This window comes from Streptomyces pseudovenezuelae (assembly GCF_001513955.1).
Classification (GTDB): domain Bacteria; phylum Actinomycetota; class Actinomycetes; order Streptomycetales; family Streptomycetaceae; genus Streptomyces; species Streptomyces pseudovenezuelae.
Genome location: NZ_KQ948155.1, coordinates 190032 through 202271 on the forward strand (window position 1 = coordinate 190032; position 12240 = coordinate 202271).

Genomic DNA, 12240 nt, shown 5'->3' on the forward strand with positions numbered 1-12240 from the left:
GCCTCGCCCTGGACCACCCCGAGGCGGGCGGCCACGTCCGCTCTAGCCGGGCCCCGACCGACCCGGAACACCGCCCGTACCCCCAGCACGCCACGGACGGCCGGCGACTGCTTCACGGTCATGCGCCGGCTCGGGCACGAGCGGGGCGCGGTCGTCGGGCACGAGCGGTTCGCGGTCGTAACCACCCGCCTCGCCTTGGACCGCCCCGAGGCTGGGTCCGCGGCCAGCATGCTGGACGCGATCCCCATCCGGGAGGCCCCGCGCCCCTGCCACACCGGATTCGCCGCGCGCCCTCGGCACTCGGTCTCCCTCACCCAGACCGCCAAGCCGGCCGAAGGCGTCATCGGCGCCGAAGCGTACGAGGACCACCGGGCCGGACTCGGTGCCGACCGCCCGCTCCAGATCCTGTGGGCCGCCACGGCGACCTCCTGGCCGTCCGGCGCGACCCGACGGGCGCCCGCTGGAGGGCGGGGCGGACGACTCAGGTCACCCACATGGCCCACATGGCCAGAGGAGGCGCCGGAGGCCCTCACGGGCGCACTGCGGGCGTTCTGGGCGCGGGCCGGCCGCACCACCGGGGCTGTCCGAGGCTCAGGCAGCGGTCCGGACTCAGCCCCGCGTCCCCACACCCTGGGGAAAACGCGTCCCCGTCAGCTCCTCCGAGGCCGTCCACAGGCGCCGGGCCACGTCCGGGTCGCTCGCGGCCGCGCTCCGGCCCACCAGCGTCGGGGCGCCCCGCATCTCCCCGAGCCCGTCGGGTCCCACATAGCTGGCCCCGGGCAGATCCTGCGTCGCCGCGTACAGCGTGGGCAGTGCGCCCGCGCTGTCGTCCTGCGCCAGGAACCTGTTGCCGAACTTCATGAACACCCGGGCCACCGGACTCGCCGCGTGGCTCTGGAGGTTGGTGGCCGAGTAGCCGGGGTGGGCCGCCAAGGCGCGAACCCCGGAGCCCGACTCCGTCAGCCGCCGCTGGAGTTCCAGCACGAACAGCAGGTTCGCCAGCTTCGACTGGCCGTAGACGCCCCTCGGGTCGTAGGCCGAGGTCATGTTCAGGTCCTCGAAGTGGATGCGCTGGTCGCCCCAGCGGTGCGCGCCCGAGGACACCGTCACGACCCGGTCGGTGAGGTGGGGCAGCAGCAGGTTCGTCAGCGCGAAGTGGCCCAGATGGTTGGTGCCGAACTGCATCTCGAAGCCGTCCGCCGTCTGCTGCTGCGGGATCATCATCACGCCCGCGTTGTTGATCAGCAGGTCCAGCGGACGGTCCCACGCCGCCGCGAACTCCCGTACCGACGACAGGTCCGCCAGATCCAGCCGGCGCACTTCCGTGCTGCCGTTGACGGTCCTGGCCGCCGCCTCGCCGCGCTCCGGGTCCCGTACGGCGAACACGACGTGCGCGCCCGCCCCGGCCAGGGCCTGCGCGGCCCGGAGTCCGATACCGCTGTTCGCCCCAGTGACCACCGCCGTGCGGCCGGTCTGGTCCGGGAGGCGGGTCGCGTCCCACTTCTGATGCTGCTTGTCCGTAGCCATGCCCTGAATGTAGACGCCGCCAACAATGCTGTCAATGACAACAATGCTGGCATCGGCTACATCCGGATACGATGGCGTCCATGCCAGCCGAGAAGCCCGAGACCCGTCCGTACCACCACGGAGACCTGCGCTCCGCCCTTCTCGCCGCCGCCGAGCGCACCCTCCGCGACAAAGGCACCTCCGCCTCTCTCTCCCTGCGGGAGCTCGCCCGCGACATCGGCGTCAGCCACGCGGCCCCAGGCCGGCACTTCAAGGACAAGCAGGCCCTGCTCAACGCCCTCGCCCTGGTCGGCTACGACCGCATGGCCGAGACCCTGGAGGCCGCCGACGAGCCGGGCCTGCCCCTCCAGGACCGCCTCACCACCCTCGCCCGGGCCTACCTCCGCTTCGCCATCGACAACGCCGAGCTCCTGGAGGTGATGTACGCCCGCAAGCACGAGCCCGACGCCGCCGAGCAGATGACCGCCGCGATCGACCGCACGGTGGGCGCACTGGAGCGGGCCGTCGCCGCCGCCCAGCAGCGCGGCGAGATCGTCGAGGGCGACCCCGAGCACCTCACCCTGGTGGTGGGCACCGCCCTGCACGGACTGGCGTCCTTCGCCATCACCGGCAAGTTCACCACCGAGGCCGCGATGGGCTCCGTGGCCGAACTGGTCCACCACCTGATGTACGGCCTCACGCCCCGCTGATCCGGATTCCCGGCCCGGCGCCACGGCCCGGGCAGTTGTGTGCGACGCGTGTAGATGGTCAAGCCGGGTCCATCCGCCACCCATCCGCCCGCCATTGATCAGCAATCCCCGAACGCCCTTGAGTAAGGCGGAAGTCAGGATTCCGTAGCCTCTCTTGTTGTCACGTACTCAACAAGAGGAGGGTCGTCGCGGGCCGCCGCCCCCACCGGGAACCTCACCGGTGGTCCCCCACCGCAGGCCTCTGCAACCACTCTCTGGAGGCTTTACGTTGCGTACGTCCACCCCCAACACCCCCCTCATATCCGGCAGATGGCGCAGATACGGCTCCGTCGCCGCGGCCACCGGCGCGCTGCTGTTCGCCGGCCTCGGCACCGCCGCGCACGCCGGCGCGGCCACCGCGACCCCCTCCCACAAGGTGAGCAGCAAGGCCATCGCGGCCGCTGTCGCCAAGGCGCACGTGACGTACGAGAGCGCGTGTGGCGCCACCCCGAAGAAGGGCTACGCCGCCTGCAACGCCCTGCGCGTCACCGCCGGCACCACCGCCTTCCAGGAGGAGCAGGCCGCGAAGAAGGGCGCCAGGCCCGCGAGCGTCTCCCCGAAGGCGTCCTCGGCCACCCCGACCGGCTACGGCCCGAGCGACCTCCAGTCCGCCTACGGCCTGACCTCCGCCGCCGCGAACAACGGCTCCGGGCAGACGGTCGCCATCGTCGACGCCTACGACGACCCCAACGCCGAGGCCGACCTGGCCACCTACCGCTCGTACTACGGCCTGCCGGCCTGCACCACCGCCAACGGCTGCTTCAAGAAGGTCAGCCAGACCGGCTCCACGACCTCTCTCCCCACCGCCGACAGCGGCTGGGCCGGTGAGATCTCCCTCGACCTCGACATGGTCTCCGCGATCGCCCCCAACGCCCACATCGTGCTGGTCGAGGCGAAGTCGTCGAGCATGGCCAACCTGGGCACGGCCGTGAACGAGGCCGTGAAGCTGGGCGCCAAGTTCGTCTCCAACTCCTACGGCGGCTCCGAGTCCTCCTCGGACACCTCGTACGACTCCTCGTACTTCAACCACCCCGGCGTCGCCATCACCGTCTCCGCCGGCGACGAGGGCTACGGCGCCGAGTACCCCGCCGCCTCCAAGTACGTCACCGCGGTCGGCGGCACCAAGCTGTCCAAGTCCTCCACCACCCGCGGCTGGACCGAGACCGTCTGGAAGACCAGCAGCACCGAAGGCACCGGCTCCGGCTGCTCCGCGTACGACGCGAAGCCCTCCTGGCAGACCGACACCGGCTGCACCAAGCGCATGATCGCCGACGTCTCCGCCGTCGCCGACCCGGCCACCGGCGTCTCCGTCTACGACTCCTACGGCTCGGACGGCACGGGCTGGAACACCTACGGCGGCACCAGCGCCTCCGCCCCGATCATCGCGTCGGTGTACGCGCTGGCCGGCACCCCGGGCAGCAGCGACTACCCGGCCCAGTACCCCTACGCCGACACCTCCGCCCTCAACGACGTGACCTCCGGCAACAACGGCACCTGCTCGACGAGCTACTTCTGCACGGCCACATCCGGCTACGACGGCCCGACCGGCCTGGGCACGCCGCAGGGCCTGAACGCCTTCACCGGCTGAACGACAGCTCCTGAGAGTCCCCGCCGGGTCACGGGGACGCCGCCCCCAAGAGGGGAACGTGGGGTTCCCTCGGCGGCACCACGGCAACGGGCCACGACTTCCGGTCGTGGCCCGTTCGCCGTGTCCGGCACCGACTGACTCTCCGTCAACGTACGGGCCACGGCTGCCTGCCGCGGCCCGTTCGTCACGCCTGCGGCTCTCCGGGTTAGCCTTCACCCGCAGAACATCGGTGCCAGAAGCGCCGCAGGTCGTAAGAGGGGTCAACGACGGAACCACACGACAGGTTCCGCTCAGGCCTCATTGCCCGGCGTGACCTGCCGTGATACACAGAGTGACCAGACAGTCATTCGTACGAAACCCGCCAACCAATGACGCCAAGTCGACATACGACGGCAGAATTGTCGGCGACAATGAGGCCTGACCTCTGCGCAGACGCAGGGGAGACGGAACTACCCACCAGGGGCGGTGACTTACATGCTCTTTGCGGCCGACAAGGGAGACATCAACACCATCATCGGCGGGATCGCTCCGGACTGGGGCCCCTTCGGGGCGCTGGGGACCGAGGCGAAGACGATGATCCAGGTCGTCATGGCGGTCGCCATCCTGCTCTGCCTCGGCATCGCCATCTGGGGCGCCGCCAAACAGCGCATCGGCGCCACCGCCCTGCGCGACACCTTCAGCGCGGAACAGGGCAAGGGCCTCATCATCGCGGGCCTGACCGGCGTCTTCATCATCGGATCGCTGGGCACACTCTTCACCATCGTGTACGGCATGGCCGTATAGCCGCCGCGTCCGGTCGACGCACCTCCGGTCCGGCCGGGCGCGCCCGGTACCCCCTCTACCCCACCCGTCCGCAGTGCCCACCGGCTGAGGTTGCGTCCCCCCGATGTCTCCGATCTCCTCGATGACTCCGATGACTCTGATGCCGAGTCACCACACCGCGCCCGCGCGGGAACCAGCGGGGCTACCGTCGTACTCCTACGCGTTTGCCCGCACTTTCCCGCACCACGTCGAGGGGGCGTAAGCGGCATGAGTCTCGGAGACGACCAGGAGGGCTCCGGCGGTTACGGCGGCACCGGCCAGACCCGCACCCACCTGCCGGGCGGCACCACGGACGTGTACGGCGGCGCCCGCCGCACCGGCCGCTCGTCCTCCCGCAGCCTGGTCACCGTCGTCGGCGTCGTCGTCCTCCTGATCGCCGCAATCGCCTTCGCGAACCGCGGAGACGACGACTCCTCGTCCTCGGGGGTGGGGGCGGGGGGACAGCCCAGAGCAACCTCCACGGCGGCCAGCGGCACCAAGCCGGTGCAGTCCACCCCGGGCGCCATCCCGACGGGGTACGCGCACGACGCCCAGGGGGCACAGAGCGCGGCGGCGAACTACGCGGTGGCGCTGGGCGCGGCCGGCATGTTCGACAAGACGCAGCGCGACGCGACGCTCCAGGCCATCGTGGCCCCCGCACGCCTGGCCGGGTTCCAGGCAGCCATGGACGGCGCCTACACCCCGGCCTTCAACAAGAACGTCGGCCTGAACGACGACGGCTCCACGCCCGCCGGCTACACCTTCGTGTCCCGTACGAATCCCATCGGCACCAAGGTCACCGAGTCCGCCCAGAACAACATGACCGTCGAGGTCTGGTGCAGCGGCCTGCTCGGCATGGCCGGCGAGAACTCCACCAACCCCGTCACCAACAGCTGGTTCACCGTCACCATGAAGCTCGAATGGGCGGCCGGCGACTGGAAGGTCGTCACGCAGTCCCAGAAGGAAGGCCCGGCGCCCGTCCCAGGCGACGACACGGCCTCCAGCGCAGACGACATGGCGAAGGCCGTTGACGAGTACGGAGGGTTCACCTATGCGCGGTAATCGCTACGTACTCAAGACCGCCGCGGCGGTCACAGCCGTGCAGACGGCGACCGTCCTTCTGGCGGCCCGGGCCTTCGCGGCCCCGTCCCCCTCGCCGTCCCCCTCCACGAGTGACAAAGCCTGCGACCTGATCACCGGCACCGCCCGGGAGCTGTGCGAGAGCGACCGCAGCAGCAAGCGCAGCGGCGGGTCGATCAACGACGACCCCACCTCCACCCTCGACCCCATGTCCTCCCTCGCCAAGAGCTGCGCCAAAGCCGCCTCCTGGACCATCGGCAAGCTCAGCGAGGCCGTGAAGGAGACGGCGAACGTCGACTTCACCAACCAGAAGTTCCTCCAGCAGTACGCCGTCGTCTTCGCCGCCTCGACCATCCTCACCCTTCTGCTGTGGCTGCTGGCCGTGGCCAAGCGCGCGGTGCGAGGCGTCCCCCTCACCACCGCCATCAGCGAGGCGATCGGGTTCCTGTGGCTGACCGTCCTCGCGTCCGCCTTCACCCCCCTGATCCTCTACACCGTCGTCTCCGCCACGGACGGCGTCTCCGAGGTCCTCGCGAAGGCCACCGGCGACCAGACCGACACGTTCTTCGGCACCTTCTCCGGCGCCCTGGAGAAGGGCAACGACATCGGCGGCGGCCCGATCATGCTGATCGTCGTCTCCCTGGTCAGCATCCTCGCCGCCGGAGTGCTCTGGCTGGAGCTCGTCATCCGCGCCGCCCTCCTCTACGTCGGTGCCCTCCTCGGCACCGTCGTCTACGCCGGCCTCGTCGACAAGAACCTCTGGGGCCACGTCCGCCGCTGGGCCGGCATCATGATCGCCGTCATCCTGGTCAAACCGGTGATCGTCATCGTCCTCGGCCTCGCCGGCGCGCTCTCCTCCGACGACGGCCCCGACGCGTTCTCCGCCGTCGTCTCCGGTCTCGCCATCATCCTGCTCGCCATCTTCGCCAGCGCGATGATCTACCGCTTCGTCCCCGGCTTCGGCGACGAGATCGCCGGCTCCCGCAACAACCGCATCATGCAGAACGCCGAGGGCAAGGCCGCCGCGGTCATCAGCTCCCCGGCCACCCTGGTCGCCCAGGGCATCAAGACCCACAGCTCCCGGGCCGACAACAACGGTCAGGCCTCCGGAGGTTCGGGCGCCCGCCCGAGCAACCCGGCGTCCGGCGGAGTCGCCGCCCACAGCACGCGCACCCCGAACGGAGGCGGCGGATCTGTCCCCTCCGCCGCTCCCGCTCCCCGCGCGGGCAACCCGGTGAACACCCCGCACGCCGGCAACCGCAACGCAGGCAGCAACAGCACAGGAGGTGACGGGCGTTGACGACCGAGTCCCACGTGTCGCATACGGTCACGCCCCGCCGTACATATCTCATCGGCCGCGCCCGGCCGAACGCGATCGTCGGCCGCAACCGCGAGAGCGGCGAGATCGCGCTCATCATCGTGGGCGCGTTCCTCGGCATGATGTGCGGGCTCCTCGTCCCGGTCCTGTCCCTGCGCATCGTCCTGCTGATGGGCTTCCCACTGCTCGCGCTGGCCGCGGTCTACGTGCCGTACAAGCGCCGCACGTTCTACAAGTGGTTCGAGATCAACCGCAGTTACAAGCGGACCCTGCGCCAGGGCACGACCTACCGCTCCTCCGTGATGGAGGCCGGCACCCACGTCGACGGCCGCGAGGTCGAGGTGGGCCCGCCCCCCGGCATCGGCCGGATCAACTGGCTCGCCGCCCCGTTCGGGCCCGACGAGATCGCCGTACTCCTCCACGCGGACCGCCGTACCGTCACCGCCGCCATCGAGATCGAGGGCCCCGGCGTCGGCCTGCGCGACTCCGAGGACCAGGAAGCGCTCGTCGACCGCTTCGGCACCCTGCTCAAGCACGTGGCCAACGGCGACGGCTTCGTCACCCGCATCCAGATGCTCGCCCGCACACTCCCCGCCGACCCCGACGCCCACGCCAAGGACGTCGCCATGCGCGGGGACGACAAGGCGCTGCCGTGGCTGCAGTCGTCGTACGACCAACTCCAGTCGATGGTGTCCACCAGCAGCGAGCAGCACCGCGCGTATCTCGTCGCCTGTATGCACTACACCCGTGAACTGGCTGCGGAGGCCCACGCGATGGCCCGCGCCGCCCGCCCCCAGTCCGGCCGCAAGCTGGACAAGGACGCGGGTCTCGCGGTGGTCATGGCCCGCGAGCTGACCGACATCTGCTCGCGACTCCAGGAGGCCGACATCCGGGTCCGCCAGCCGCTCGGCCAGGGCCGGCTGGCCTCGCTGATCCACTCCATGTACGACCCCGACCACCCCATCGACCACATCCAGGCGATGACCAAGCGCAACGCCTGGCCGGCCGAACTCGACGCCATGGAACCGACGTTCCTCCAGGCGAAGACCAGGGAGTCCAGCACCCGCGCGCCCTGGTGCCACGCCACGGCCTGGGTGAAGGAGTGGCCGATGACCCCCGTGGGCGTCAACTTCCTCGCCCCGCTCCTCGTCCACACCCCGGACGTCATCCGCACGGTCGCCGTCACGATGGACCTCGAACCCACCGAGATCGCCATCGAGCGCATGCTGACCGAGAAGACCAACGACGACGCGGAGGCCTCCCGGGCCGCCAAGATGAACCGGACCGTGGACCCGCGCGACATCGCCGCCCACAACCGGCTCGACCAGCGCGGCGAGGACCTCGCGAGCGGCGCGGCCGGGGTCAACCTGGTCGGCTACATCACCGTCTCCTCCCGCACCCCCGAGGCCCTGGCCCGCGACAAGCGGACCATCCGGGCCTCGGCGGGAAAGTCGTATCTGAAACTGGAGTGGTGCGACCGGGAACACCATCGCGCCTTTGTGAACACGCTTCCGTTCGCCACCGGCATCCGAAGGTAGGGGCACAAGCATGCGGGATCCGCTGTCCGTCCTCTCCGACGCCTTCACGGCCTTCCTCTTCGGAAAGGTCGAGACGACCCGCCTGCCGGTCCGCACCTCCACCGGCCAGGCGCAGGCGGTCTACCTCCCGACCGCCGCGCCCGGTCTCGGTGACTCGGGCGTGATCATCGGCCGTGAGGTGTACTCCGGCAAGGGCTACATCTACGACCCCTTCCAGCTCTACGGCCAGCAGCTGCCGGCACCCCACTGGCTGGTCCTGGGCGAGTCCGGCAACGGCAAGTCGGCGCTGGAGAAGACGTACGTACTGCGCCAGTTGCGCTTCCGGGACCGCCAAGTCGTGGTCCTGGACGCCCAGGGCGAGGACGGCGTCGGCGAATGGAACCTCATCGCGCAGGAGTTGGGGATAACTCCCATCCGCCTGGACCCGATGGCCGCCCTGGACATGGGGATCCGCCTCAACCCGCTCGACCCGGCGATCACGACGACCGGGCAGCTCGCCCTGCTCCGGACCATCATCGAGGTCGCGATGGGCCACAGCCTCGACGAGCGCTCCGGCTTCGCGCTGAAGGTCGCGCACGCCTACGTCAACGAGACGATCGTCGAACGCCAGCCGATCCTCACGGACATCGTGGAGCAACTACGGCACCCCGAGCCCGAGTCGGCCGAGGCGATGAACGTCGACATAGAGGACGTACGGGCATGGGGCCTGGACGTGGCCCTGGTCCTGGACCGCCTGGTCGACGGTGACCTGCGGGGCATGTTCGACGGCCCGACCACGGTCGGCATCGACCTGGACGCGCCGCTGATCGTCTTCGATTTGTCCCACATCGACCGCAACTCCATCGCCATGCCCATCCTCATGGCGATCGTCGGTGTATGGCTGGAACACACCTGGATCCGCCCCGACCGCAAGAAGCGCATCTTCCTGGTCGAGGAGGCCTGGCACATCATCGCCAGCCCCTTCGTGGCCCAGCTCTTCCAACGCCTGCTGAAGTTCGGCCGCCGGCTCGGCCTGTCCTTCGTGGCGGTGGTCCACCACCTGTCCGACGTGGTGGACGGAGCGGCGGCCAAGGAGGCGGCAGCCATCCTGAAGATGGCCTCGACCCGTACGATCTACGCCCAGAAGGCCGACGAGGCACGAGCGACGGGCCGTGTCCTGGGCCTGCCCCGCTGGGCGGTCGAGATCATCCCGTCCCTCAGCCCCGGCATCGCCGTCTGGGACGTCAACGGCAATGTCCAGGTGGTCAAACACCTGGTCACCGAGACCGAACGCCCCCTGGTCTTCACGGACCGCGCCATGACGGAGTCCTCCAGCGACCTCACCGACGACGCCCTGCGCGCCGCCGAACTGGAGGCGGAGGAGCGGGCGGCGGCCTTCGTGGAGCAGCACATGGGCGACTCCGAGTCGACGGTGGCGTAGGAGGGGCGGGCAAAGTGGTGAGACCGGACGACCGCCACCAGGGCGGTCAGGGAGGCCAAGGAGGCGTCCCGGACGGGCTGTTGATCGGCATACTGGGCTTCCTCCTCGGCATGACCCTGCTGGTCTGGTCGGCGACGGGCCTGGCGGGCCTGTTCACCCACGGCGGCTGGCCCCAGGGCGTCACCTTCACCCGCACCCCCCTGGCCATGCGCCATCTCATCGGCCACCCCCAGGACATCCCCGGCGCCTGGCCCGACACCCCCACCGGCGAACTCGCCGGATACGGCCTGGTCTGGGGTCTGTTCATCGGCCAGCTGCTGATCCTGATCGTCCTGACGATCTTCGTGATGGGAACGCTGGCCCGCTGGCGGGCGGTCCGCGCGAGAACACGAGCGGAGAAACTGGCGGCACGAGCACGACGTCCGGAACCGGCCCATGAGGCACCGGCCCACGAGACACCGGCCCACGAGGTGCCGATCCCGAGACCGGCTCCGGAACCGCAGCCGCAGCCGCAGCAACCGCTGTCGGTCACGGCTCCCCTCCCCCAGGTCCCGCAGACTCCGGCGGAACAGCAGCACGCGCCCCAGCCGCAGCCGGCCACACTCGGCGCACGGACGGGCGGCTGGGAGACCCCCCGCCCCGAAGGCGCGGTGCACTACGGCGCACCCGCCACCCGTCACCCCATCGCCACCCAGGCCATCAGGGACGCCGAGGGCCCCGCCCTGGTCGTCACCTCGAACCCCGCCGTCTGGCAGGACACCAAGGACGCCCGGGCCAAACTCGGCCCGGTGCACGTCTACGACCCCACCCACCTCTGCGACACCCCGGCCCGCCTCCACTGGTCCCCCACTGCGGGCTGCGAGACCAAGGAGACCGCCAAGGCGAGAGCACAGGCCCTCCTCGCCCCCGTCCGTCCCACCGCGAAGATCGACCAGGCCGTGGCCGACACCGCCGAAACGCTCCTGCGCAGCTACCTCCACGCGGCCGCCATAGAGGCCCGCACCATCCGCCACGTCCACCGCTGGTGCCAGGGCAGCCAGGTCCAGGACGCCGTGAAAACCCTCCGCACCCACCCGAAGGCGGCCCCCGGCTCCGCGGGCGAACTCGAAGCCGCCCTCACCGCGCACCCCGAACGCCGTGACATCGCTCAGGAGTTGACCAGCCGAGCCCTCTCCGCCCTCTTCACGGTCAACATCCGCGAGGCATGCACTCCCAACCGAAATGATGCCCTCGCCTTGGATTCCTTCGTCGACGAAGGGGGCACGCTTTATGTGGTCGGTGAATCCATCGAGGACCCCAGGACCCACCCTGGTGCGATGCCCCTCCTGACGGCCCTCACCTCAAGCGTGGTCGAGCGTGGCCGGCGCATGGCCGAACGGTCATCCTCCGGTCGCCTCGACCCACCACTCACGCTCGTCCTGGACGACGTCGCCGCGGTCGCTCCCCTTCCCGAGCTCCCGGAGCTGCTGGCCGCCGGAGCGGACCTGGGACTTCTCGCCCTGACCCTCCTCAGGTCCCGCGAACAGGCCCGCACCCGCTGGCCGGACACGGACCTGCCGGCCTAGGACGCAGAGGTCATACGCGTTCCAGCGCGAACTCCAGCTCGGACAGCCCCGGAGCAGCCGTCAACGGCACGACGACCCCCGTGGGCTCGAACCCCGCCTTGCGGTAGAACCGCTGCGCCCGCGCGTTGTCCTCGTGCACGATCAGCCGCACCCGCTCGGCCCCGTGCGCCCACGCCCACTCCACAGCGGCGTCGAACAGGACATCGGTGAGCCCGCTCCCGCGCTCCTCGGGCCGCACGAACACCCCGACGACATGCCCCTGCTTCCGCTCGACCGGAAACCCGGCCCAGTCCGTGGTCCCGGGCTCCTCCAGCAGTACGGTCACCGTGCCGACCCAGCGCCCGTCCGGCGCCTCGGCGACGACCGTCTGCGCCCCCTCCGCACCCTCGGCACCGCCGGCCGTCCGCTCCCGCCAGAAGGAGTCGGGCCGCGCCGCGGCCTCCTCATAGGTCTCCAGGAAGGCGAGGGGCGCGACCGGATCCTGCAGCGCCGTAAGCCGCAACTCCTTCGCAGCGGCCCACTCATCGGCACGGACGGACCTGATCACGTAGCTCATACGGCCCACAGTAGTGCCCGGCCCCTACCCACCTCACCTGAAATACTGCCCGCGGCCCGCCGCCGGCCTGAAATAAAAAAACCCCCGTGCCGAATGGCACGGGGGTTTTCTCAAAAATT

Annotated in this window: 10 protein-coding genes; 8 read left to right on the top strand and 2 right to left on the bottom strand. The window is 70.3% G+C overall.

Going from position 1 to position 12240, the window contains the following annotated elements:
• Nucleotides 1-609 precede the first annotated feature (609 nt).
• Entirely contained in the window at nt 610-1527 is a 918-nt protein-coding gene (locus AQI94_RS41305) for an oxidoreductase (RefSeq protein ID WP_031059278.1), read from the bottom strand.
• A 71-nt stretch (nt 1528-1598) separates the two neighbouring features.
• Here AQI94_RS41305 and AQI94_RS41310 point away from each other — a divergent pair, with 71 nt between their 5' ends.
• The 8 genes from AQI94_RS41310 to AQI94_RS41345 all read left to right on the top strand — a co-directional run bounded on the left by AQI94_RS41310 (nt 1599) and on the right by AQI94_RS41345 (nt 11565).
• Complete coding sequence (locus tag AQI94_RS41310) at nt 1599-2216, top strand: TetR/AcrR family transcriptional regulator (RefSeq protein ID WP_031059277.1); 618 nt, start codon at nt 1599-1601, stop codon at nt 2214-2216.
• A gap of 268 nt (nt 2217-2484) precedes the next feature.
• A complete protein-coding gene (locus tag AQI94_RS41315) occupies nt 2485-3843 on the top strand; it encodes a S53 family peptidase (protein ID WP_031059275.1) in 1359 nt (452 codons plus the stop codon).
• Nucleotides 3844-4317: 474 nt separating this feature from the next.
• Nucleotides 4318-4626, top strand: a complete 309-nt coding sequence (locus AQI94_RS41320) for a hypothetical protein (protein WP_007383036.1) — start codon at nt 4318-4320, stop codon at nt 4624-4626.
• Between the two features lie 246 nt (nt 4627-4872).
• Nucleotides 4873-5706, top strand: coding sequence for a hypothetical protein (locus AQI94_RS45415; protein WP_031059273.1), 834 nt, complete (start codon nt 4873-4875; stop codon nt 5704-5706).
• Nucleotides 5696-7024, top strand: a complete 1329-nt coding sequence (locus AQI94_RS41330; RefSeq protein WP_031059270.1) for a membrane protein — start codon at nt 5696-5698, stop codon at nt 7022-7024. The genes AQI94_RS45415 and AQI94_RS41330 overlap by 11 nt, the downstream gene beginning before the upstream one ends.
• Nucleotides 7021-8580: an SCO6880 family protein gene (locus tag AQI94_RS41335; protein WP_031059269.1), complete on the top strand. Its 1560-nt coding sequence runs from the start codon at nt 7021-7023 to the stop codon at nt 8578-8580. Before AQI94_RS41330 ends, AQI94_RS41335 begins: the two co-directional genes overlap by 4 nt.
• A gap of 10 nt (nt 8581-8590) precedes the next feature.
• Nucleotides 8591-10000: an ATP-binding protein gene (locus AQI94_RS41340; protein ID WP_031059267.1), complete on the top strand. Its 1410-nt coding sequence runs from the start codon at nt 8591-8593 to the stop codon at nt 9998-10000.
• Between the two features lie 17 nt (nt 10001-10017).
• Complete coding sequence (locus tag AQI94_RS41345) at nt 10018-11565, top strand: P-loop NTPase family protein (protein WP_031059265.1); 1548 nt, start codon at nt 10018-10020, stop codon at nt 11563-11565.
• Nucleotides 11566-11575: 10 nt separating this feature from the next.
• Here AQI94_RS41345 and AQI94_RS41350 read toward each other — a convergent pair whose 3' ends face one another.
• A complete protein-coding gene (locus tag AQI94_RS41350) occupies nt 11576-12121 on the bottom strand; it encodes a GNAT family N-acetyltransferase (protein WP_031059263.1) in 546 nt (181 codons plus the stop codon).
• Nucleotides 12122-12240: the final 119 nt, after the last annotated feature.